Here is a 23796-nt window from a genome sequence, read left to right on the forward strand (position 1 = left end):
CTCATTCGCGGAAGGAGAAGGCCGGCGCAGTCTGGGAGGCGGGAATTACAAATGAATGACCGTTCATTCACACCTTTTGTGACGTACTATCCCGCCTCTGGACGCCCTGACCGCACGCAATGACGCCGAAATCCGCCGAAGCCCCGACCACCGAAGATCCTGCTGCAGCCCATGCCGAGGCCCAGCGCCGCCGCATCCTCGACGCCGCCCAGAAGTGCTTCATCACCCGCGGTTTCCATGCCGGTTCCATCGGCGACATCGCCGCCGAGGCCGAGATCAGCCAGGGGCTGATGTACCGCTATTTCGCCAACAAGCGCGCCCTGATCCTGGCCCTGATCGAACGCCAGCTGCGCCACGACCAGGCATCGATCAGCGCGATGCCGGCCGCGTCCGATCTGGTCGACGGACTGCTGGAGTGCTACCAGCAATGGGCGCGCGGCGAAGTGCTGCCGATCCATGGCAATGCCATCGCCAGCGTGGCGCTGTACGCGGAAATCAACGCCGAGGCCCATCGCGATCCGGAGCTGGCCGGTGTGCTGCGTACCCATGACAAGCAGACCAGCGCCGCCATCCAGGCTTGGCTGCGCCAACGCGATGCCAGCCTTGGCAAGGTTCTGGACGAAGAGCGGATTGCCGGCCGCACCCTGTTGCTGCGGTTGCTGGTGGAGGGCCTGGCGATGCGTGCCGTGCGCGATCCGGACCTGCCGCCGGCGCGCGTGCGCGCCCTGCTGGCCGATGCCATCGGGCGGGTGATGGCCGATTGAGCCGCCCTCACACGGTCTCCCACCCCACCGGCTCGATACTCGCGCGGCCCACCCTTCCGAGGATCCTGCGATGGCTGCCCTGCTTGCCCGTAGCTGCCTGTCCGCGCTGTGCTGCCTGGCCCTGCCCGCCCTGGCCCAGGATGCCTCGTTCGGCTTCGGCGAACAAACCACCCGTACCGAACAGACCACACAATCGAGCAGCACCGAGACCCGGACCAGTGGCGCGATGACCACCCAGACCACCACCAGCGGCAGCTCGCAGTCCGGGACACGCAGCGAAAGCAAAGGGATGGACGTGGACTTCAGCTTCCACGACAACAGCGATGACTGGGGCCATGACCGCCGGCGCGATGACCGCGATGTGCGCGACAGCGACCTGTTCGGCAGCTGGACACTGGGCCAGGAGAACGGCAGCAGCTGCACCATCGAGCTGAAGAACATCGAATGGTTCGGTGGCTACAGTGCCTATGTGCCTGCCGGCTGCCCGGATGGCTTCTTCTCGGCCAACCGCTGGGTGCTGTCGGGCAACCAGTTGCTGTTGACCGACACCAGCAACACCGTATTCGGGCGTTTCCGCGCGTCGGGCGGAGGGCGTTGGTCGGGGTATCGTGAAACGGATGGGGCGCGGTTGTACCTCAACCCCAAGGGGCGTTGAAATGCCCTGTCCACGCAACCTGCTTGGCGTCGGTCGCGGGCTGCTGATGGCTGCGCTGCTGCCCGGCGCTGTGATCACCGCAGCCACCGCTGCAACGCCGCCGTTGGCACCTGTCGAGGCCCGCATACCGTTCGCGCCCGCGCCGTTTACCGGCAGTGACGGCGCACGCCATCTCGCCTACGAACTGCACATCAGCAATTTCTACGGCGACACCGGCACGCTGCGGCCGCAGGGGCTGCAGGTGTTCGCGGACAGCTCTGCCTCGCCACTGCTGGACATGGACGCCAGTGCGCTGTCCACATGGGTGCGTCCCGCCGCTGCCGACGGTGCGTCACCCTCGATCGCTGCCGGCAAGCGCCTGGTCGTGTTCGTGTGGCTGACACTGCCAGCGGATGCACCGATTCCCCACGTGCTTCGTCACCACATCGATTTCGCCACAGAAAAGGCCGGAATCACGACGCTTGATGGCGCAGCGGTCAACGTCGCCACACAGGCGCTACCAGTGCTCGGGCCACCACTGGCGGGAGGCCGCTGGCTCGCGCATGAAGGCCCGGGCGCCGCGCGGTCGCACCATTGGGGTAGCCTGGTTGCGGTGAATGGCGCGCTGACCATCCCGCAGCGGTTCGCACTCGATCTGGTCGGCGTGGATGCACGGGGGCGTGCGGTGCATGCCGCTCCCGAGCATCTGCAGAACGCGCGCCACCAGGATTGGGTCGGCTATGCCGTGCCGGTGATTGCCGTGGCCGACGGGGAAGTCCGCGATGTACGCGATGGCGAGCCGGAGCACCCTCCCCTGACCCCGCAGCCCGAACCGGCGTCACTGACCAGCCACGGCCTGTTCGGCAACTACGTGGTGCTGGAAATTTCACCCGGGGTGTTCGCCAGCTATGCCCACCTGCGCACGGGCAGCATCAAGGTCAAGCCCGGCCAGCGCGTGCAGCGCGGGCAGGCGCTGGGCGCGCTGGGCCAGTCGGGCAACTCCGCGGCGCCCCATCTGCACTTCCAGCTGTCCAACGGCGTCCGCTTCGAAGGCTCGGAGGGCATGCCCTATGTGTTCGATCGGTTCCAGTACTTCGGCCCGGAATCCGAAGCGCAGCTGTTCGGCCAGGGGGAGCCCTGGACCGCGCTGCCCGCAGAGCCACGCCAGCAGCAACTACCACTCAACGATGTGGTGATCGGCTTCTGAGCACGCCTTCAAGGCAGAATTCTGTGCATCCGATCACATGGCAGATGCGGTTGTTCCAGGACTCACACCCACATCACCCAGCTGTGGCGATAGATAACACATGCTCACGTAGCGTCATGCCGACGCCTGTTGCTACCGCCCTCGCCTCCAGTCACGCCACGCGCCATGGACGAAGCCGACCGCCTGCTTGAAATCGACCGCCTGCACCTGCTCGACACGCCAGCCGAACCGGTGTTCGATGCAATCGTTGCTGCTGCCCGCGCAGCGACCGGCATGACCATGGGCCTGATCTCGGTGGTGGCCGAGGAGCGCCAATGGTTCAAGGCCAATATCGGTCTCGAGGGTGTCAGCGAGACTGCACGCGATATCTCGTTCTGCACCCACGCCATCGAGCAGGATGAACTGTTCGAGATCCCGGATGCACGGCAGGACCCTCGCTTCTCCACCAATCCCCTGGTGACCGGTGGTCCGCGCATCCGTCACTACGCGGGAATCCCGCTTGGCTCGGCGCAGGGCGCCCGTATCGGAACACTGTGCCTGCTCGATCCGATGCCGGGCGTGCTGTCGCCCTCGCAGCGCGAACTGATGGTGCATCTGGCGCGGGTCACCACCCAGGTGCTGGAACAGCGCAGCACCCTGATGGCGCAGGTCGGCCAGGCCAAGGCACTGCACCGCGAACTGAAACGCAGCGAGGACTTCCTGGAACGTACCAACCGCGCGGCACGGGTGGGCGGCTGGGAGATGGACCTGCTCTCCCACGAAGTGCGCTGGACCCGCGAAACCAAGCAGATCCACGGCGTACGCGGCAACTATCAACCCACGTTCGACACCGCACTGTCCTTCTATCGCGAGGACAGTCGCAACATCATCCGCAGCGCGGTGCAGCGCTGCATCGATGAAGGCACCTCATGGGACGTGCAGTTGCCGATGACCACCGCCGATGGGCGCTCCATCTGGACCCGGGTGGTTGGAGGCCGTCAGCAGGTGGATGGGCACCCTCGTCTGGTCGGTGCCATCCAGGACATCACCGAGGAGCGTGCCGCGCTGGATGCCCTGGAGGCGAGCGAGACGCGCTACCGGCGCCTGTTCCACTACAGCCTTGGCCTGATCTGCACGCACACGCTGGAGGGCGTGCTGACATCGGTGAACCCGGCGGCCGTGCAGTCGCTGGGCTTCGATGAAAGTCATATGATCGGGCGCAGCCTGTGTGATCTGATGCCTCCCGAGAAGCGTGCTGCATTCAAGGCCTATCTCGCGCGGATCACGGTCAACCACACCGATGCCGGCGTCATCGAACTGATCGCCGCCGATGGCACCCGCCATTTCTGGGCGTATCACAACGTGCTCGACAGTGAGGCGAACCCTCCCTATGTGCTGGGCCATGCGCAGGATGTGACCGCACTGCGGATGCAGGAGCAGCAGCTGCGCGAGATGTCCTTCAAGGATCCGCTGACCCAGAGTTACAACCGCCGCTTCCTGCCGCGCCTGGACGAGCTGGTTGATCAACCCTGGGCCTGCCTGATGTTCGATCTGGATCATTTCAAGCAGATCAACGATACGCAGGGCCATGCGCGGGGTGACACCGTGCTGGTCGAGTTCGCCGCCTTCCTGCGCGCGCCACTGGGGGCAATGGAAAGCGTAGTGCGCATGGGCGGCGACGAGTTCATGGTGGTGCTGACCTGCCCGGAGCCGGGGCGGTTGGCCGCGCTGGAGCAGTGGTATGCGCAGCAGGCCGGTCGCTCGCCCACGCCCTTCTCGCTGGGCGCGACCCACCACACGCCAGGTGAGTCGGTGGCCGACACCCTGCAGCGTGCCGACAGTCGTCTGTACCGCGAGCGCGCACGCGTGCGCACGCACCCGCGACCTGCAACCTGAGACCCTCCCCGCAGCGGCCGCGACCCTACTCCGCCGCCAACGCCTGGATCGGGTCCAGCTGCGCAGCACTGCGCGCCGGGAAGTAGCCGAAACCGAGCCCGATCGCAGACGAACACGCCAGCGCGGCGAGCACCGGTCCAGGCGTGAACAGGAACGGCACGCCCAGCGACAGCAGGCTGGACAGCGCGCCCACGCCGAATGCGAACAGCACGCCCAGCACGCCACCGAACAGGCAGATCAGCACCGCCTCGATCAGGAACTGGCGCAGGATGTCGCCCTGCCGGGCACCCACCGCCAGGCGCACGCCAATCTCGCGCACGCGCTCCTTCACCGATACCAGCATGATGTTCATCACGCCTACGCCTCCCACTACCAGCGCCACCGCAGCAATGGCCGAAACCAGTGCCGCCATGGTCTGGCTGGACTTCATCACCGCCTTGCGGATCTGGTCGGCGTTGTAGATGAAGAAATCACGCCGGCCGTGCAGGCGTTGCAGCTCCGCGCCCAGCGAGGCCTCCGCGGCGGTGGTTGGCACGTCATCCCGCACGCGTACGGTGATGCTCTCCAGCCGCTGGCTGCCAAGCAGGCGCGAGGACGCGGAGGTGTACGGCACATAGACCGTCGGCGTCGCCCCGCCGGCAAACGTGTTTGGACCGACCACGCCGATCACTTCCACCGGCATGCCTCCCAGCAGCACCGTGCCACCGATCGGATTGCCGTTGAACAATGCCTTGGCCGCCTTCTGGTCGACCACGCCCACCGCACGATGCGCTTCCACCTCGGCATCGGTGAAGAACCGGCCCGCCTTCAGTCGCAGCCCGCGTACCCGCGGTAGATCAGCGCCCACGCCAAGCACCTGCGTATTGGCGCGCCGGTTGCCCTGCAGTGCGGCCACCGAACCGCTCAGATTGGGGCTTACGCTGTCTACGTAACTCAATGCAGAAAGGTGATCGGCATCGTCCACGACCAGCGTTTCGATCTCTGTCGAGCGCGGGTCACCAAAGTCCGCGCCCGGGAAGATGTCCAGCGTACTGGCACCCAGCTCGTTGATCTGTGACTCGACCTGCGCCTGTGCGCCCTTGCCCAATGCAACCACGGTCACCACTGCAGCCACGCCGATGATGATGCCCAGCATGGTCAGCAAGGTGCGCAGCCGGTGGGCCAGCATCGAACGCACCGCCATCCGTGCAGCTTCCCTGATTGCATCCAGGCGCGCGCGGCGCGCGGCGCCCGGTTCTGGACTGCGTTCGTGGGCAGCAGCATTGCGTGCAACCGGAGGATCACCCGTACCACGGTCGGATACGACCCGACCGTCTGCGATCTCGATCACGCGTGTAGCGTGCGCGGCAATCGCTGCATCATGGGTCACCAGGATCACGGTATGGCCCTGCGCATGCAGGCGCTTGAGCTCCGCCATCACCTGCCTGCCGCTGGCATGATCCAGCGCGCCGGTCGGCTCATCGGCCAGCACGATGGCGCCGCCGTTCATCAGCGAACGCGCAATGGAAACGCGCTGTTGCTGGCCGCCGGACAGCTGGCTGGGCCGGTTCGTGGTGCGCTCACCCAACCCCAGTGTTTCCAGCAGCATGCGCGCACGGGCGGTGCGCGCATCGGCATCCACGCCGGCATAGACCGCCGGCAGCGCCACGTTCTCCGTGGCGCTCAGGTTCTCCATCAGGTTGTAGCGCTGGAAGATGAAGCCAAAATGCTCGCGACGCAGGTGCGCCAGTTCATCCGGTGACATCTGCTCGATTGCTGCGCCCTGCACGCGGTAGCTGCCTTCGGTTGGCCGGTCCAGGCAGCCCAGGATGTTCATCAGTGTGGACTTTCCCGAACCGGACGGGCCGATGATGGCGATGAACTCGCCCGCCTCGATGCGCAGCGACACGTCCTTCAACACCACCACCTCGCCGGCGGCCGAGCGATAGGCGCGCGAAACGCCATGCAGTTCCAGCAGCGCGTCGGCCATGCTCACATCCCCAGAAGGCTGGTGGGCTCGGCTTCCGCGCCGCTGGGCGCCTGCCCGACCACCACGTTCTCGCCCGCCTTGAGGCCAGACAGGATCTGCACCGCAGTAGCGGTACGCAGGCCGGTCGTCACTGCGCGCTCGCGGGCGCGGCCCTTGGCATCGATCACCTGTACGGTCGCGCGGTAGCCCTCCTTGTCGTCGCTCTCGGACACTGCCGTCAACGGCACCTGCAGCGCATTGGCGGCGCGTGCCAGCTGGATCGTCACCTTCACCGTCATCGACGGCTTCAGTTTCAGGCCTGGATTGGGTACGTCAAACAGCCCGGCGTAGTACACCGCCTTCGGCGTCTGCGCCGATCCGCCGGTATTGCCGGTGGCCACGTCGGCAATCGACGATGGTGCAGGTTCAAGCTGCTGCAGATGCGATTCGTAGCGGCGTCCGCCCGGCCCCAGCGTGGAGAACCACAGGGGTTGGCCAGGCGCGATCAGTTCCACATCGGCCTCCGCGATCTCGGTGCGAACCGTCATCGTGTCCATCTGTGCCAGCATCACGATGGTCGGCGTGGTCTGCATCGAGTTCAACGTCTGCCCGGCCTTGGTGACGATGGCCACGATGTAGCCGTCGGAAGGTGAGACGATGCGGGTGTAGCCCAGGTTGATCCGCGCGGTTTCCACCTGGGTCACCGCCTGGTCGATCTGTGCCTGCAGCGCTGCGACGTCCGAGCGCGCCGCTTCGCGCGCCACCCGTGCGGTCTCGAAACCTTCCTGCGAAACCAGCCGCGACGCCACCAGCTGCGCCTGGCGCTCATGCACGCGGATGGCCTGGGCATAGCGCGCCTCGCTGGCCGCATGCTGGGCACGCAGCGTGTTGGCAGCCGCTTCGGCGCTGCGCAGGGCGATGCGCTGCGGCTGCGAATCCACTTCGGCAATCAGGTCGCCTGCGTGCACACGCTGGCCCAGCACCACATGCAGGCGCTTGACCTGGCCCGATACCTGCGCACCCACCGCCACCAGTTCCTTGGGGTTGACCCGGCCAACGGCCTGCACGGTCTTTTCCAGGTCCGCCACCCTTGCCGGCGCCGTGATCAGCGCGGCATCATCACCCTCGGCAAACAGCCACCAGCCGGTACCCCCTGCAAGAAGCGCAACGATTGCGGCAATGATCCAGGTCCTGCGGTTGTTCATCGGAAGGCTCGCATGCACGCAGCCACCGGATGTGACCGCAGAATCCGCAGTCTGGAAGGTGGTGGTGGATGTTTCTTGGAGCCACTGTGGAGATTGCATGGAGGCCGCACCTCCGTTCAGGCACGGGGCCCGCTCCTGAACGGCACGGATCGCGTCCACGAAATCTCGACACAATCTCGACCAAGTCTCCATCAACGGCCCTTAGCCTTGTCGGCCTCGCCGACTGCGTCCCCGCCGTGTCTCTCCCGTTTCCAGACCTGCCTCCCATCGATGTCCGCCGCGCCTACCTTGCCTGGTGCGTGCCTTCGCCGTGGCTGCTTGCACTGGTACTGGCGTCGACCAGCGCCTGGATGCTTGCCAGCGCGAACCCGGCGCCGCCCCTGCTGGCAGGTGCCGGAGCCGCCGCGCTGGTGGGGTTCCGCAGCGAAGGCCCCGCCCATTCGGCACGCACGGGCACCTTGGCGTCGCTGGCGCTGATCGGCCTCGCGTCCTGGTCCGCCTCCAGCGCCGACGTGAGCCTCATGCCTGCAGGGATAGCAGCTGTCCTCGTCGCCGCGTTGCTTGCCCTGCGCCTGCGGGCCTTGGTCCGCATGGCCCGACGCCTGCAGGACCGGGTAGATGCAACGGGCATGGAATCACGGTGGAACAAGCTGCCTGCGACCGTATCGACCCTGCTCGCACAGCACCTGCACGGGACCGCAACACTGGCGCCTGCCCTGCAGCACACGCTGGTTCTGGCCACGCTCGCGTGGGCAGCCGACGAAGAAGCGCAGACCCTGGAACGGCCGCGATGACACCGTCGCCGGCGTCTCCCATTCCTCACTTGAAACCGCAGCATGCAATGAAATCCGATGCCCGCACGCGCCAGACGCCCCTGGTGCTGATTGCCGAAGATGAAGGTGAAATCGCCGACATCCTCGGCGCCTACCTGGCTCGTTCAGGCCTGCGCAGCGCCCGCGCTGCCGACGGCGAAGCCGCCCTCGCCAGCCACCGCCAGCTGCGCCCCGACCTGGTGCTGCTGGATGTACAGATGCCCAAGCTGGACGGCTGGCAGGTGCTGAGCGAACTGCGCCGGCGCGGCAACACGCCGGTGATCATGCTCACCGCGCTCGACCAGGACGTGGACAAGCTGACCGGCCTGCGCGTGGGTGCCGACGACTACGTGGCCAAGCCATTCAACCCGGCCGAGATCGTGGCGCGCATCCAGGCTGTCCTGCGCCGCAGCGCTCGTACCGTGGTCGAAGAACCCAACGGGCTGATCCGCCAGGGGCCGTTCGAGATCGACCTGCGCAGCCATGAGGTCACCGTGCGCACCCATGACCACGTGCATGCTTTGAGTTTCACGCTCACCGAGTTCCGCCTGCTGGTGCACATGGCCCGCGCTCCCCGCCAGGTGCATGCACGCGTTGACCTGCTGCATGCCTGCCTGCCCGAAGGCGATGCGCAGGAACGCACCGTCGACAGCCACGTCAGCAAGCTGCGCCGCAAGCTGGAAGAGGTGGGCGTGATCGGCATCCCCGCCACCATCCGCGGTGTCGGCTATCGTTTCCTGGACTGAATGATGAACCCCAAAGGCAAGAGCATCGGCCGCCAGATCACGCTGTCCATCACGGTCGCATCGTTGTGTTCGACGGTGCTGTCGATCAGCGGCTTCTACCTGTTCTACTACCTGATGGAGGTGTTCTATCCGCGCTGGTATGACGAGCCGGAAACGATCATGCCGTCCGGGCTGGAATGGCTGTGGATCGGCCTGACCGCCATCGTCGTCGTCATCTTCGCCACGCTGGTCGCCTCGCGCCTGACCCGGCGCATCATCACCCCGTTGAACTCCGTGGCCGAGAGCCTGCGCCGGGTGGCCAGCGGCGATCTGGATGCCCGTGCACGCGGTGGTGATGCATCGATGGCCGAGGCGGCCGCGCTGGTCAGCGATTTCAACTCCATGGCGGAGCGCCTGAGCCGCATGTCGGAGAACAGGGTGTTCTGGAATGCCGCCATCGCGCATGAACTGCGTACGCCGATGACCATTCTGCGCGGGCGTCTTCAAGGCATCGCCGAAGGTGTGTTCGAGCCCGGCCCCGAGCAGTTCAACAGCATGCTGACCCAGCTGGAGGGCCTGACCCGCATCATCGAGGACCTGCGCGTGGTGAGCCTGGCCGAGAGCGGCCATCTCGACCTGCGCCTGCAGCGCAGCGATGTCAGCGTGCAGGTGGCGGCAGTGGTGGAGGCGATGTCCGAGGCGCTGACCGAAAGTGGCTTCTCGGTGAGCCTGGACGCGCGGCCGTCGCTGGCGGACTGCGACCCGGCCCGCGTCCGCCAGGCGGTGCTGGCATTGCTGGAAAACGCCCGTCGCCATGCCATCCCCTGCCCGCTGCGGGTACGCGTCACGCTGGCGGAGGGGCACTGCACGGTGGCCGTGGAAGATGGTGGCCCCGGCGTGCCGGACGAACTGCGTGACAGCATCTTCGAGGCGTTCCAGCGCACCGATGTCTCACGTTCGCGGCAGAGCGGTGGCTCTGGGCTGGGGCTGGCGGTGGTGCGCGCGATTGCCGTGGCACATCACGGAACCGCGCGATGCCGTGCTACCGAACGTGGCGGCAGTGCCTTCGAAATCCGCTGGCCGGTGCACGCGCGCCGTTGAGGGCGCAGCGTTGCGGCAGACGCTGCTCTGGTAGTTGCCCACCGTGGTGGGCACCACGCGCGCCGCTGAACGCCGCCGGTTTCTCCACGCAATCTCCATCGTCCCTCCATGCCCGCTCCAAAGGGCTGCAGATACTGGGCACAACCCGGGAGATGGCAGGCATCCGTCCCCTGCCCTGTCCCCGACCCCACCCAGGCATCCCATGAAACACCCCCACGATCCGGCGGCCGCCGCCGGCAGCATCGGCCAGCAGAATGCGGCCGCCACCCTGAAAGCCATCCTGCGCACCTATCCCTGGCAGCTCACCGGCACCTTCTCGCTGGTCGCATTGGAGAACGCGCTGCTGCTGGCCTATCCACTGTTCGCCGGTTTCGCGGTGGATGCCATCATCCGCGGCGACATCGGCCATGCCATTTCCTACGCCGGCGTGGTGCTGCTGTTCTGGCTGGTCGGTGCCGCCCGCCGCGCGGTCGATACCCGAACGTTCACCCGCATCTATGCCGACCTGGCGGTGAACGTGGTGCAGGCGCAGCGCCGCTTGGGCCAGGCTACATCCACTTCGGCGGCCCGCGTGGTGCTGGCCCGTGAGTTCGTCGACTTCTTCGAGAAGCACGTGCCGATCATCGCCACGGCATTGGTGTCGATGTTCGGTGCAGCGGGGATGCTGCTGGCGATCGAGCCGCTGGTCGGCGCCGCAAGCCTGGTCGCGCTGCTGGGTGCATTGTTGCTGCTGCCGTCGTTCGCACGCCGCAACGAGCAGCTGCATGGACGCCTGAACAACCGGCTGGAGCATGAGATCCGCCTGGTGGACCGGGTCAGTCCCTCGGTGTTGCGTCGCCACTACACCACGCTGTCGCGGCTGCGCATCCTGCTCTCCGATCGCGAAGCGAGTGCCTTTGTGGTCGTTGGCGCGGCGGCAGCGGTGCTGTTCGCGCTGACCATCGGCCGCCTCGCCACCACCGACGGAGTTACTCCGGGCCATGTGTATGCGGTGATGACCTATCTGTGGACCTTCGTCGGCAGCCTGGATGATGCGCCGTCAATGGTGGATCAGCTGGCGCGGCTGAAGGACATCGGCCGGCGAGTCAGCCCGGGCATGGAGGACGCGGAGCACAAGGACGCCGCTTGACCGGTGGATGCCCATCCTGGTGGGCAACGATGTGTCGCGGCGCCAACCAAGGTTGGCGACTACCGGGGCAACGCTGCCAACCAGGATTGGCGGTTACCTCCCGCCTGCCGTGCGCCCGCACATCGTCAATGCACCGATGATCAATGCCTGCATGCTGCGGTCGAACTCGGCCTCCTGTGCTTCCCGATCCCGTGGCCGGCGCGTGGTGTCCGCCACGGCGTGCCGCGAGTACACGGTGTCGGCCAAGGCCACGGCGTGATAGGCCACGGTCGACAGCAGCCATGCTGCCTGTTCCTGCGGCAGATCATGCACACGACTGAACTCGGCATGGTGGCGCTGGATGCGTGCCACCATCTCCGGCGTCTTCGCACCGTGGCTCACCAGGAACGGGGCGAGACCCGGATTCTCATCCACCAGTGTCCGCAATGAACGCTGGAACGCGCACAGATCGTCGTTGATGCTGCATCCCGCACCGACCTCCAATGGCGGTGCCTGCCAACGCTCGAAGATCACCTCAGCCACCAGCTCGCGCAGCGCTGCCAGATTCGCCACATGCTTGTACAGCGCGATGTGGCTGACCCCCAGCGCTGCCGCCACGCCCACGAAGCTCAACCCCGGCAGCGTCATCGCGATGCCAGCGTCGGCGATGCGCTCGCGGGTGATGGTGGGCGGTCGCCCACGGGCAACGGTCTTCTTCGGTGCAGCCATGCTGTTGCGGTTCCTGCGCGGCGCGCTGGCAAGGCCTGTCATGGTGGTCTGCGGCAACGCAATGGTCAACGCGTTGCATACGCCTCCAGCAGGCCTGGGTTGCGGGGCGATCAATTTAGTTTACTATGATGTAACTAATTCGCATTCGCAGCCTTCTGGATCGTTGTCGATGTCCGCGCCCACCCTTTCCACCACCCCGGCCGGGCCGTTGCGCGGCGCCGACCACGACCGTGGCCTGCAGGCGCTGCGCGTCCACGTCGTTGACGTCACGCAGCCCTGTACCAGCCTGCTTCGGCTGGTCGTACAGCTGCCGCCACAGGCCGAGCTGGCACCCTGGCAGCGCGCCAACACCGCCGTGCGCATCCAGCTGGGTACCGCGTTCGGCGATGTGTCACGGATCTACACCGTGCGCAGCGTCGACGCCCGGACCCGCCGTTTCACGCTGGACGTGGTGCTGCACGAGGCACCGGGGCCGATGCTGGCCTGGGTGCGTGCACTGCAGCCCGGTGACGCCATCGATCTCACAGGTCCGCGCCCACATCTGCAGGTGCCGCATCGCGAGGGCAGCGTTGCTCTGCTGTTCGCCGATCAAAGCGCCATCCCGGCACTGTTCGCCTTGCTGCAGCAGTGGCCCAGCGGCCTTCGCGCGCAGGCCTGGATCGCTTCGGATGACCCCTTCCCGGTAGACGAACTGACCGCCGTCGACGGCGTCTGCGTACAGCGCCTGGCCACGGGCGCTACGCCGTTGCTGCAGCAGGCACGCCGGTTGCACATGGGGGCGAACACCGTCTGGGCCGCAGGCGAACGCGAGGAGATGCGCGCCCTGCGCCGCTACTTCCTTGAAACGTGCGGTCTGCCGCGCGCAGACGTCGCCGTGGCCGGCTACTGGAAACACGGCCAGACCACCACCGAAACCGACCAGCGCCGCCGTCGCAACTACGAACGCGTGCTGGCGCGCGGCGGTGGCCTGCAGGACCTCGACGACCTCGCCGACGACATCTGATCCACCCCGCAACACCCGCGCCCTGCGTTTCGTTCCACCCAGCCACAGATCGCCCACGCACCTCGCGTGCAGCATTGCCCCAGCGGCAGTGCCGTGCCCTCTGCAAGCCATTCCACAGCCCGCGTCGTCCTGCCCGTGCAGGCCACCGACGGCGCCGTGCTGGCCGATTGCACGACCCACCACACGAGAACTGCCATGTCCCTCCCCGCCCGAATCCTGCTCTCCCCACGCCGCACGACCCTATCCCTGGCCGCGCAGGCAGCGCTGCTGCCGGCGTTGCTGCTCGCTCCCCTCGCCCATGCAGATGAAGCAACCGACAGCGCCCGCCAGCTGCCCACGGTGAACGTGCGCGCCGACAAGACCGCGCCTGCCGATGCCTATGCCGGCGGCCAGGTCGCCCGCGGCAGTGGCGTCGGCCTGCTCGGTGAGCTCGACTTCATGGACACCCCGTTCAACACCACCCGTTACACCTCCGGGTTCATCGAGAACATCCAGGCACCGGACCTGGTCCGGGTAATTGCGCTGACCGATCCCAGCGTCTACAACAGCGGCTCCAGCGGCGGCATCACCGACTACTTCAACATCCGTGGCTTCGGTGTCGCCTCGTCGGATATCGGGTTTGGCGGACTCTATGGCCTGATCCCCTACTACCGCGTCACCCCCGAACTGGCCGAGAGCATCGAAGTGCTCAAGGGGCCATCGGCACTGCTCAACGGCATGCCACCGGGTGGTTCGGTGGGTGGCGCAGTGAACCTGGTGCCCAAGCGCGCAGGTGATACGCCGTTGACCCGCTTCACGGCCAGCTACAGCAGCGACGCGCAGTTCGGCGGTCATCTGGATGTTGGCCGTCGCTTTGGCGCGCAGCAGCAGTTCGGCGTACGCCTCAATGCCGTGCATCGCGAAGGCGACACCGCCACCGATCACCAGCAGCACAGGACGCAGCTGGCATCGCTGGGCCTGGACTGGCGAGGTGAACGCTCGCAGGTCTCGCTGGACCTGTTCAGCAGCCGTGACCATGTGGATGGCCTCAATCGCGGCGTTTCGCTGGCAGCCGGACTGGCCGTGCCCCGCCCGCCGAAGGCCAGCACCCTGTTCGCACCGGATTGGACCTTCAGCAACGTCAAGGACTCAGCCGCCGCGCTGCGCTGGTCGTTCGACATCAATGACCACCTGCAGGCGCATGCCAGCTACGGTCACGGCCATACCGATTTCGATTCCATCGCCAGCGCCACCACGCTGATCACCAACACCGCCGGCGACTTCCGCAACAACTTCGCCCACCAGCGCTTCATCTACAGCAAGGACACCGCCGAAGCCGGCCTCTCGGCGCGCTTCCGCACCGGCGCGGTCGATCACGCACTGGCGATCAGTGCCGCGTGGTACCAGCACGACCAGAAATTCGGCTTCAAGCGCAATCTGCTGGCCCGCGACTGGGTAACCAACCTGTACGACCCACAGTGGGGCCCGGCCATCGATCGCAGCTTCAGTGATGCGTCGCTGCCGAAGACCGCGGAAGTGCGTACCACCAGCGTCGGCATCGCCGACACGTTGTCCTTCATCGATGACCGCGTGCAGCTGACCCTGGGCATCCGTCACCAGACCGTGCTCAGCGACACCTTCGATGGCAGCACCGGAAAGCGCACCGCACGCTACGACGCCAGCGCCAATACCCCGGCTGGTGCACTGCTGTTCAAGGCCAGCGATCAACTTTCGCTGTACGCCAACTACATTGAGGGCCTGAGCCAGGGCAGCACCGCCCCGGTCAGCGCAGCGAATGCGGGCGACGTGTTCCCGCCGTACAAGACGCGCCAGCGCGAGGTGGGTGCCAAGTTCGACTTCGGCCATTTGGCCAGCGCATTGAGCGTGTACGAGATCGAAAAGCCGAGCGCCTATACCGACCCGGCCACCAATGTGTTCTCATTCGGCGGCCAGCAGCGCAACCGTGGCGTGGAATGGACCGTGTTCGGCCAGGCCACCGAACGACTGCGCGTGCTGGGCGGCATCGGCTGGCTGCAGCCAAAGCTGACCCGCACCCAGGGCGGCATCAACGAAGGCCGGCTGGCCACGGCCACCCCGCAATGGCAGGGCAAGCTGGGCGTCGAATGGGACGTGCCGACCGTGGCCGGCCTCACCCTCACCGGCAACGCGGTCAGCCTGTCCAAGGGCTACATCAATGCAGACAACAGCCAGTGGGTTGCAGGCCGCACCGTGTTCGATCTCGGTGCCCGCTATGCGACGCAGGCGGCCGGCCATCCGCTGGTACTGCGCGCGACGGTGCAGAACGTGACCAACAAGGCGTACTGGGCCGGCAGCCTCGGCTCCGGGCTGGGCACGCCACGCACCGCCCTGCTGTCGGCCACCGTCGATTTCTGATCCTCGTTTCAAGGGCACCACGCCATGGCGCGTGGTGCCCTGGAGAAGTGACTTGACCGTTTCCCGAACTGCTTCCGTGCTGGCCTGGCTGCCCCTGGTCTCACGCATCATCGCCGCGTTGTTCGGCGGCTATGTACTGGCCGCACTGTGCAGCATCGCCACACTGGCGCTGCCCATCGATGTCCGCCAGGCCGTGTTCACCGGCATGTTGGCCAGCTTCCTGCTGTATGCCGGCGCCGTGGTCTGGGTGTTCGCGGTGCGCTCGGCGTGGCGCGCATGGATCGGGCTGATCGTGATCGCCCTGCCACTGTGGCTGGTCGCGCGAGCGGTCGGCCAGGGAGCGGGCGCATGAGCAAGGGCGATCGCACCGCGAAGCCACGCGGCATCCGCCAGACCATGTCCGACCTGCATATCTGGGTCGGATTGCTCGCGGGCTGGATCCTGTATGCGATGTTCCTCACCGGCACCGCCAGCTACTTCCGCGACGAGCTCTCGCGCTACACACGCCCCGAAATCGCTACGCCCTCCAGCCTGCCAGAGGCGGCGGTGGTCGCGCAGCGCACGGTCTCCAACCTCATGGCCGATGCACCGGATGCCAGCCAGATCAACCTGAGCCTGCCAAGTGCGCGCATGCCGTGGGTGTCGGCGATGTGGGCCAGCCCGGGCGGCCGCGGCCGGCATGGTTTCGATTCGGGCCTGTTCGATGCCAGCACCGGTGCGCCCTTGCAGGCGCGGGACACCGGCGGTGGCGACTTCTTCTATGCGTTCCACTTCAACCTGCACTACATGCCAGCCATGTGGGGCCGCTGGATCGTGGGCGTCTGCGCGATGTTCATGCTGGTGGCCATCGTCAGCGGCGTGATCACCCACAAGAAGATCTTCGCCGACTTCTTCACCTTCCGCTGGGGCAAGGGCCAGCGCTCGTGGCTGGATGGTCACGCGGCGCTGTCGGTACTCGGCCTGCCCTTCCATTTCATGATCACCTGGAGTGGCCTGGTGATGCTGGCGGTGCTGTACATGCCGTGGGGGCTGGCCAAACTGCCGGACAAGCGCCAGCAGGCCGAGGTGGTCAGCGAAATGCGGCTGTTCCTGCCGCCGCAGAAGGCCGCAGGGCACACCGCTCCACTTACGGACATCGGCGCACGGGTGCGGCAGGCCGAACAGCGCTGGGGAACCGGCGCGGTAGGCAGCGTGCAGGTGCAGAACCCCGGCGATGAGAACGCACGCGTGGCTGTGGTGCGCGCGCAGTCGAGCCGCGTTTCGACCACGCCGAACTACCTGCTGTTCGATGGCGGTGGGCAGCTGTTGCAGATCAAGGAGCACTCGGGCGTCGCCGCTGATACCCAGGGCGTCCTGTACGGCCTGCACCTGGGGCGCTTTGCTGACACTGCGTTGCGCTGGCTGTACTTCACCGTCAGCCTGGCCGGCACCGCCATGGTCGGCACCGGGCTGGTGCTGTGGACGGTCAAGCGCCGTACACAGCTGCCCGACCCGCAGTGCCCCCACTTCGGCTTCCGCCTGGTCGAGAGGCTCAACATCGCCACGGTGGCTGGGCTGTCGGTGGCGATGGCGGCCTATCTGTGGGCCAACCGCCTGCTGCCCACCGGACTTGATGGGCGTGCCGCGTGGGAGGTGCACGTATTTTTCCTGGCCTGGGCGGCAATGTTCGTTCATGCCACGCTGCGTGCGCCGAAGCGTGCATGGGTCGAGCAGTTCGTGTTGGGTGCGTTGATGCTGGCGTTGCTGCCGGTACTGACGGCGGTGACCACACCGCATCCGCTGTGGCACACGTTGGCCACGGGCGACTGGGCGTTCGCCGGCACCGACCTGACCCTGCTGGCCCTGGCCGCCCTGCACGCTCTGCTGGCGTGGCGAACCTGGAAGCATGCGCCAAAGTTGAAGCGTGCACGGCCGTCTGCAGCGTCATGCAATGCCGCTGCGGAGGCCAGCGCATGATCCACGTCATTCTGTTCGTGTTGTCTCTGGCCGCGTTCACCTGCCTGGCACTGGCAATGGAGCGCCATCAGCGGGACGTGCTGCATCGCGTGTTGAGCGTTGCTACGACGCAGCAGCTGCGCGCGGTCGGATGGGCGCTACTGGTGTTCAGCACCGTGTTCGCGATGCGCGGGTTGGGCCTGGGTCTGGGTCTGGCCGCGCTGTCCGGTCACACCAGCGTCGCCGCTGGCGTGGTCGTGCTGGCGATGGTGGCGCATGGGCGGCTGAATCGGTAGCTGCCCACCTTGGTGGGCACCAACACTGTGCGGCGCCGACCCAGGTTGGCGGCTACCCGGGCAACGTACCGCACGATGCCGGGAACGGCCGGGCTTCCAGGGTGATCTCGATGCGCTCCACGCCCTTGCCCTGGTTCTTCCGCTTCAGCGAGAGCGTGCCGATCTCCCCGGTACGGCGTGGATGGGTGCCGCCACAGCCCATCTGCGCGAAGCCCTCCACCTGCCAGAAGCGGCGGTGGTTGGCCTCGTCGGAGAACGCGGCAATGATCGGCAGGTCGGCAGCGACCAACGCGGCGGACTGGGCCTGCAGCGCATCAAACAGCACCGAGATGCTGCCTTCCCGCGCGAAATCGATGCGGGCCTTGGCCGGGCCGATATGCGCACCGACCTTGTCGATGCCCGGCTCCAGCGCATACACCAGCTGCAGGATCATCTCCGCCGCAAAATGGTGGCGCATCAGGCCGTAGCGGCGCAGGCCATCAACCTCGACCATGACCGCATCGCCTATCCGCAGGCCGTGCCCGTAGGGCAGTCGATAGGCGATGTCCAGTCCATCCCTGCGTGCTTCCAGCACCGGATGGCCACCGATGGACCCGGCGTCGCTTTCCTGGCCACCGGAGAACGCGAAGAAGATGGTCTCGTCCAGCCGGACCTCATCGCCCAAGGCAGAGCTGACCCGCGCCTCCTGGCGCAGGCGGTAGGGATCGTCCCAGAATGCCTTGATCGTCATCGTGACCTCCAGTCCGAAGACGCTAGCACGGTGCAGGTTCGCGAACGCGTTGGCCGGAGCACGAATCCCCGTGCGCGATGACCAATATGATCGGCAAGCGACCGCGGCTTCGGTAGCTGCCCACCTTGGTGGGCACCGATGAAGGGCGGCGCCAACCAAGGTTGGCGACTACCAGGCGCGATGGGTACCCATGCGCCGCTCGGCGCTACAGGAACTCCGCCATGCGCTGCAGTTCGTCTTCGAGCGCGCCACGAAATACCTTGTCGCGGGTCAGCGACTTGCCGGCATAACCGACGTTCGAAACCAACTCACCGTCGCGCACGCTGAGATTGGCCCAGCCCACCACCTGGTCATGCCACAGCACCGGCAGTGCGTAGTAGCCGTACTGGCGCTTCGGCGCAGGCGTGTAGGCCTCGAACTTGTAGACCCAATCCCACAGCAGCTCGAAGCGGCGACGGTCCCACACCACCGGATCGAACGGCGCCAACAGGCGCACGTGCTCGTCCGGCGCATGCCGGCGCGAGCGCGGATTCTCGTCCGCCGGCCAGAACCAGGTGGTGCCCTCCAGCGTGCAACTGGCCAGCTGCTGCTTGGCCAGTGACAGTGCCTTGCGGGTCTGCTCGGCCAGATGCGGCGCGCCATAGCCCAGCAGGCGCACCAGATAGGTCAGGCTGGCCGAGGGCAGCGGCGCGTACTTGCGCACCACCAGGTCGACCAGGGCTGCGGCGCGTTCGACCTGCGCCTGCTCGCTGGCATCCGGTTCGGCGTGCTCTGCCACTGCATAGATGCGGGTGCCACTGTCGCGCCGCTGCACGCGCAGCAGGCCTCGGTAGTGCATGCCATCCAGCAGGTGCGTGCTCGCGTTGCTGGTGCCGCCCCAGTAGTTGGTCACCCGCCCATGCGCGAACGCCTGGTCGACCTCGCGCGGGTGCACGCTGCCGCGCTCGCGCACGAAGGCCAGCACGTCGGCCGCGCGGCGATGGGTCTCGGCGTCCCACTCGCGCCTGGAGACGCGCGGGTGCATCAGTGCCAGGTGCTCGCGAGGCAGGAAACCGTAGTTCACCAGGCAATCCTCTTCCACCGGCAGACGCGTGTAGCGCCGCTCAAGGTCACCGGCGCGGTAGTCCTTCACCCGGTGGCGCAGGGTCAGGTCCTGCGCGCGTGCGGGTGCCCGGATCGGATCGGCCTGCACGAAGCCCAGCCGTCGTATCGCGGTCAGCAGCGTAGTCGGCTTGAACAGGGTGCGCGCCACCGCGTAGCGGCGAAGATCATCGAGAGTGGGGGTGGCAGGCATGGCCGCATTGTATTCTCGACACTACGCGATCGGTCCAGTAGAGCCAGGCCATGCCTGGCTGGCGTCGTGGTGAACGGCCACGATCATCCACGCAGGGCGTGCATCTACCGAAGCCGCGATACTTCCAACGAACCGATCACCAGCGCCCGCATGCCCTGCTTGAACTCGGTGATCACCTGCCCCTCTTCGTCGTCCGCAATCGCATAGATCGTGTCGGCGCCGGCGATGCAGTAGAAGGCGATCGTGGCCAGCAGCCAGCGCGCCTTGTCCACCGGCAGGCCGAACACCTCGGCCACGTGCGCCTGGTGCGAGGCGATCTTCTCCAGCATCGGCGCGGTTGCCACCGTGCGCCGCAGCAGATACGGCGGCAGCCCGGGATGCGCCTTCACCACCTCACACAGTGACTCCACGAACCCCATCAGGTAGGCCTCCAGCCCACCCGGCGCGTCAACCGACGCGCGCGGAATCTGCCAGCGCTGGAACACCGCCTCCGCCACCAGGCGCTTCAGCGCCTCCAGGTTCGCCACGCGCTTGTACAGCGCCGCCTGGGTCACCGCCAGTTCGGCGGCCACGTTGGCCATGGTCAGGTTGGGCAGGCCCAGGCGGATGCCGATGTCGGCCAGGCGCTCCGGGGTGATGGTGGGCGGGCGGCCACGGGTCGGCGCCGTTGGATCGGGGTGCGTGCTCATGCGGTGCCTGCTCTTACGGTGCGCGTCCATACCCTGCTGAGGGTGCCAGCAAAGGGACCCTCTTGTCCGCTTCGATTGATTTAGTTTAATTTACTCAACTAATTCGGAATGCGTCCAGCACGCTGCCCGTAATCGAGCCCATGGCTCACCTCCCGCCAGGTCCCCACCCAGCCAACAACCCTGCGCTGCGCCCTCTCCCCGTGCTTGCCGTCGGCAGCGCGCCAGGCGCGCTCGCGCCTGCGATTCACAGGACTCTGGCATGACCGTTTACAATTTCACTTCTGCGCAGCATCGTGCTGCCGCCGCATCCTCCAGCCTGATGCATCCGCCGGGCATGCCCCTGCGCTACCGGATGTCCGCCCTCGCGCTGGGGCTGCTGGCCTCGTTTGCCGCGCTGGCCGACACCGCACCCTCCACCCTCCCCTCGGTGCAGGTGCAGGAACAGCGGCGGGTCACCGCGGACTATGCAGGCGGGCAAGTGGCTGCCGGCAGCCGCGTCGGCCTGCTTGGCGACAAGGACTTCATGGACACGCCGTTCAGCACGGTCAGCTACACCGAGTCCTTCATCCGTGATCGCCAGGCCAAGGACCTGACCGACGTCATTGCCGCCACCGACCCCACGGTATTCAGCAATGGCGTCACCGGTTCCTGGAGCGAGAACTATGCGATCCGCGGCTTCGCCTCCAGCACCAGCGACACCACCTTCAACGGGCTCAGCGGCATGGCGCCGTACTACCGCACCTCGCCGGAAATGTTCGAGCGCATCGAAGTGCTGAAAGGCCCCTCCGCGCTGCTCAACGGCATGCCGCCGGGCGGCTCGGTCGGTGGCAGCGTCAATCTGGTACCCAAGCGTGCCGGCGATCAACCGCTGCTGCGGGTCAGTGCCAACTTCGCCTCCGATGCGCAGTTCGGCACCCATGTGGATATGGGCCGCCGCCTCGGCGCCGACAAGCAGTTCGGCATCCGCTTCAACGGCGCCTGGCGTGACGGTGATGGCGCCGTGGGCAAGCAGCGCAAGAAGGTACAGCTCGGTTCGCTGGCACTGGACTGGCGCGGCGAACATGCGCGGCTGTCGGCCGATCTGTACAGCGCCGATGACCGTGTCGACGGCCCGGCACGTGGCGTCGGCCTGGCACCGGGCGTGGCCATTCCGCGCCCCCCACGCGGCGATACGCTGATCAACCCGGACTGGGCCTACGTGGACAGCCAGGACAAGGGCGCGATGCTGCGCGGCGAGCTGGATATCAACGATAGCCTTATGGCCTACCTCGCCTACGGCACCAGCAGGACCGACTACCGCTACAACGGTTCGATCAGCGCGCAGATCCTCAATCCGGCCGGCGACTTCACGACGGTGATCGGCCAGCTCGCCTTCGACATCAAGAAGCAGTCCGGTGATGCCGGCCTGCGCGGCTCGTTCCGCACTGGCAATGTGGGTCACCAGTGGGCGGCCAACGTGACCCATTACCAGCACACCCAGAACGACTACGGCCGCCGCAGCGTGCCCGGCTGGGACTGGACCACCAACCTCTACAACACGGTGTGGGGCCCGGCCGCGCCGTTCGTGGCGCCGCACATCTCACATACCGAACTGCGCCTGGACAGCCTCGGCTTCGCCGATACCCTTTCCTTCGCCGATGACCGCGTGCAGCTGACACTGGGCGTGCGCCGCCAGCAGGTGGTCAGTGAGACCTTCAACGTGGCCACGGGCGCACGTACTTCGCGGTATGACGAGAGCGCCACTACCCCGGCAGCAGCCTTGCTGGTGAAGGCCACCGACACGATCTCCCTCTACACCAACTACATCGAAGGCCTCAGCCAGGGCGCTACCGCGCCGATGACTGCCGCCAACGCCGGCGATGTGTTCGCCCCGTTCCGCACCAAGCAGAAGGAGCTGGGCCTGAAGCTGGACCTGGGCAGCTTCGCGCACACCTTCAGTGTGTACGAGATCAAGCGACCGAGCAGCTACACCGACCCGGTCACGAACATCTTCTCGTTTGGCGGCGAACAACGGAACCGTGGCGTGGAATGGGGCTTCTTCGGCGCACCGATGGACGGCGTGCGCCTGCTCGGTGGCGTGGCCTATGTGCAGCCGAAGCTGACCCGCACGGCCGGCGGCGTGAATGAGGGGCGCATCGCCACTGCCGTGGCGCAGCGGCAGGCCAAGCTCGGTGTGGAATGGGATGTGCCGACCTTGCAGGGCCTGACCTTGACCGGCAATGCCACGGCGATATCGAAGCAGTACATCAGTGCGGACAATAGCCTATCGGTGCCGGGACGCACCCTGTTCGACGTGGGCGCGCGCTACAGCACGACGCTGGCGGGTCGACCGCTTGCGCTGCGGGCCACCGTCAACAACCTGACCAACAAGGCGTATTGGGGCATGCCGTTGTTGTCGAGCCTGGCGCTGGGTGCACCGAGGACGGTGCTGGTGTCGGCAACGATGGAGTTCTGAGGCGGGCGAAAAACTGTCAACGGGATCCACGCCTGGCGTGGATCTACCGGGAACTGTAGAGCCAGGCCATGCCTGGCTGGTTCCATGGTGATCCGCCAAACGCATCCACGCCTGGCGTGGATCTACCGGCGCAAGGCACGACCACGCATGCATTGATCACGAAAGCACGCGCGCCACCACCGCCAACACCAGCAGATGTCCCACGTAGTACCCATAGAACATCCAGCGCCAACGTGGCAACTGCCACTGCACGCGCGCAGTCAGCAGCACTACAGGAATGGACAGCAGCGACCAGCCGTTCTGATTGACCCAGCACACCGCCGCCAAGGCAATCAGCAGCGGCCACCACGCGCAACGCCGGAACGCGATCCAGGCCAGCAGCACGCTGCCAACCCCGGCCCACTGGTAGTCCACGAACATCGGCAACACGCCTGCAGCCAGCAACAGCTGCACCGGTCGATTGTTTGCCAGCGCATGCACGGCGACTGCCGCCAGGGCAAAGGTCAGCAGGATGTTGAGCGGCAGCCAGGAACCGAACGCGAGTGCGTGCAATGGCTGCGCGATCAGCCCCCATAGGGCCAGCCGACGCATCGACTTGCGCAGGTCGGCCCCCGGCTGGGCCAGGTTGCAGGCCATCACCAGCGCGAACAGCGGGAAGGCGATGCGCCCCAGCTCACTGACCACCGGCACGTAGCCACCGAACACCACCTTGGCCACGTGATCGCCGGTCATGGCCAGTAACGCGATCCACTTCAGCAGCTCGCGCGCGCCGCTGCTGAGGCCGGGATCGAAGGTGAACATCCGTGTCGGGGTCGCATGCATCATCGAAGCTTATGCGCATCGGCAAGCGCATTTCCATCACCGGGCAGGCAACCAGCGCTGCCGGGTGCCACGGGTGGGGGTATGCTGGCCG

21 protein-coding genes are annotated in these 23796 nt (G+C 66.6%); 14 read left to right on the top strand and 7 right to left on the bottom strand.

The features are described from left to right. The first annotated feature begins 119 nt into the window (after window positions 1-119). The 4 genes from AC5P57_RS16180 to AC5P57_RS16195 all read left to right on the top strand — a co-directional run bounded on the left by AC5P57_RS16180 (window position 120) and on the right by AC5P57_RS16195 (window position 4480). Complete coding sequence (locus AC5P57_RS16180; protein ID WP_099551036.1) at window positions 120-764, top strand: TetR/AcrR family transcriptional regulator; 645 nt, start codon at window positions 120-122, stop codon at window positions 762-764. A 70-nt stretch (window positions 765-834) separates the two neighbouring features. Beyond that, a complete protein-coding gene (locus AC5P57_RS16185; RefSeq protein WP_142806027.1) occupies window positions 835-1419 on the top strand; it encodes an AprI/Inh family metalloprotease inhibitor in 585 nt (194 codons plus the stop codon). 1 nt (window position 1420) lies between these two features. Continuing rightward, entirely contained in the window at window positions 1421-2605 is a 1185-nt protein-coding gene (locus AC5P57_RS16190; protein WP_262235080.1) for a M23 family metallopeptidase, read from the top strand. 165 nt (window positions 2606-2770) lie between these two features. Beyond that, entirely contained in the window at window positions 2771-4480 is a 1710-nt protein-coding gene (locus AC5P57_RS16195; protein WP_262235079.1) for a sensor domain-containing diguanylate cyclase, read from the top strand. Between the two features lie 25 nt (window positions 4481-4505). On the opposite strand, the gene AC5P57_RS16200 is transcribed toward AC5P57_RS16195, so the two are convergent. Next, window positions 4506-6449: a MacB family efflux pump subunit gene (locus AC5P57_RS16200; RefSeq protein ID WP_262235078.1), complete on the bottom strand. Its 1944-nt coding sequence runs from the start codon at window positions 6447-6449 to the stop codon at window positions 4506-4508. A gap of 2 nt (window positions 6450-6451) precedes the next feature. After that, the gene (locus AC5P57_RS16205; RefSeq protein WP_262235077.1) at window positions 6452-7633 is read right to left on the bottom strand and encodes an efflux RND transporter periplasmic adaptor subunit; all 1182 of its coding nucleotides are present in this window, start codon (window positions 7631-7633) and stop codon (window positions 6452-6454) included. Between the two features lie 236 nt (window positions 7634-7869). On the opposite strand from AC5P57_RS16205, the gene AC5P57_RS16210 reads away from it, so the two are divergent. From AC5P57_RS16210 to AC5P57_RS16225, 4 genes are all read left to right on the top strand, one after another. Beyond that, window positions 7870-8427: a hypothetical protein gene (locus tag AC5P57_RS16210; protein ID WP_239503775.1), complete on the top strand. Its 558-nt coding sequence runs from the start codon at window positions 7870-7872 to the stop codon at window positions 8425-8427. Window positions 8428-8474: 47 nt separating this feature from the next. Further along, window positions 8475-9191 (top strand): response regulator, encoded by a 717-nt coding sequence (locus tag AC5P57_RS16215; protein ID WP_099551042.1) that lies wholly within the window; start codon window positions 8475-8477, stop codon window positions 9189-9191. Window positions 9192-9194: 3 nt separating this feature from the next. After that, window positions 9195-10271, top strand: a complete 1077-nt coding sequence (locus tag AC5P57_RS16220; RefSeq protein ID WP_099551063.1) for an ATP-binding protein — start codon at window positions 9195-9197, stop codon at window positions 10269-10271. 202 nt (window positions 10272-10473) lie between these two features. Next, window positions 10474-11400, top strand: coding sequence for an ABC transporter six-transmembrane domain-containing protein (locus AC5P57_RS16225; protein ID WP_099551043.1), 927 nt, complete (start codon window positions 10474-10476; stop codon window positions 11398-11400). 93 nt (window positions 11401-11493) lie between these two features. Here the strand turns inward: AC5P57_RS16225 and AC5P57_RS16230 are convergent, their stop codons facing one another. Further along, window positions 11494-12108 (bottom strand): TetR/AcrR family transcriptional regulator, encoded by a 615-nt coding sequence (locus AC5P57_RS16230; RefSeq protein ID WP_099551064.1) that lies wholly within the window; start codon window positions 12106-12108, stop codon window positions 11494-11496. Window positions 12109-12277: 169 nt separating this feature from the next. Here AC5P57_RS16230 and AC5P57_RS16235 point away from each other — a divergent pair, with 169 nt between their 5' ends. The 5 genes from AC5P57_RS16235 (at window position 12278) to AC5P57_RS16255 (ending at window position 17715) form a co-directional block, all read left to right on the top strand. Then, on the top strand, window positions 12278-13111 hold the full coding sequence (locus AC5P57_RS16235) for a siderophore-interacting protein (protein WP_262235076.1): 834 nt from the start codon (window positions 12278-12280) through the stop codon (window positions 13109-13111). A gap of 195 nt (window positions 13112-13306) precedes the next feature. After that, complete coding sequence (locus tag AC5P57_RS16240) at window positions 13307-15484, top strand: TonB-dependent receptor (RefSeq protein ID WP_262235075.1); 2178 nt, start codon at window positions 13307-13309, stop codon at window positions 15482-15484. Between the two features lie 52 nt (window positions 15485-15536). Beyond that, window positions 15537-15836: a DUF3649 domain-containing protein gene (locus tag AC5P57_RS16245; protein ID WP_099551046.1), complete on the top strand. Its 300-nt coding sequence runs from the start codon at window positions 15537-15539 to the stop codon at window positions 15834-15836. After that, on the top strand, window positions 15833-17440 hold the full coding sequence (locus AC5P57_RS16250; protein WP_099551047.1) for a PepSY-associated TM helix domain-containing protein: 1608 nt from the start codon (window positions 15833-15835) through the stop codon (window positions 17438-17440). The genes AC5P57_RS16245 and AC5P57_RS16250 overlap by 4 nt, the downstream gene beginning before the upstream one ends. Beyond that, window positions 17437-17715, top strand: coding sequence for a DUF3325 domain-containing protein (locus tag AC5P57_RS16255; protein WP_099551048.1), 279 nt, complete (start codon window positions 17437-17439; stop codon window positions 17713-17715). The genes AC5P57_RS16250 and AC5P57_RS16255 overlap by 4 nt, the downstream gene beginning before the upstream one ends. A 52-nt stretch (window positions 17716-17767) precedes the next feature. Here the strand turns inward: AC5P57_RS16255 and AC5P57_RS16260 are convergent, their stop codons facing one another. The 3 genes from AC5P57_RS16260 to AC5P57_RS16270 form a co-directional block, all read right to left on the bottom strand. Then, entirely contained in the window at window positions 17768-18445 is a 678-nt protein-coding gene (locus tag AC5P57_RS16260) for an alanyl-tRNA editing protein (RefSeq protein WP_495219667.1), read from the bottom strand. A 205-nt stretch (window positions 18446-18650) separates the two neighbouring features. Continuing rightward, window positions 18651-19739 (bottom strand): DNA glycosylase AlkZ-like family protein, encoded by a 1089-nt coding sequence (locus AC5P57_RS16265; RefSeq protein ID WP_262235072.1) that lies wholly within the window; start codon window positions 19737-19739, stop codon window positions 18651-18653. 104 nt (window positions 19740-19843) lie between these two features. Further along, entirely contained in the window at window positions 19844-20428 is a 585-nt protein-coding gene (locus tag AC5P57_RS16270) for a TetR/AcrR family transcriptional regulator (RefSeq protein WP_014647283.1), read from the bottom strand. Window positions 20429-20687: 259 nt separating this feature from the next. Between AC5P57_RS16270 and AC5P57_RS16275 the strand changes: the two genes are divergently transcribed. Next, window positions 20688-22883 carry a TonB-dependent receptor gene (locus tag AC5P57_RS16275; RefSeq protein ID WP_262235071.1) on the top strand — a complete coding sequence of 732 codons (2196 nt, stop codon included), beginning with the start codon at window positions 20688-20690 and terminating at the stop codon, window positions 22881-22883. Window positions 22884-23039: 156 nt separating this feature from the next. Here the strand turns inward: AC5P57_RS16275 and AC5P57_RS16280 are convergent, their stop codons facing one another. After that, complete coding sequence (locus AC5P57_RS16280) at window positions 23040-23705, bottom strand: TraX family protein (RefSeq protein ID WP_262235188.1); 666 nt, start codon at window positions 23703-23705, stop codon at window positions 23040-23042. Window positions 23706-23796 lie beyond the last annotated feature (91 nt).

This window comes from Stenotrophomonas sp. YJH_SMC_79 (assembly GCF_059367995.1).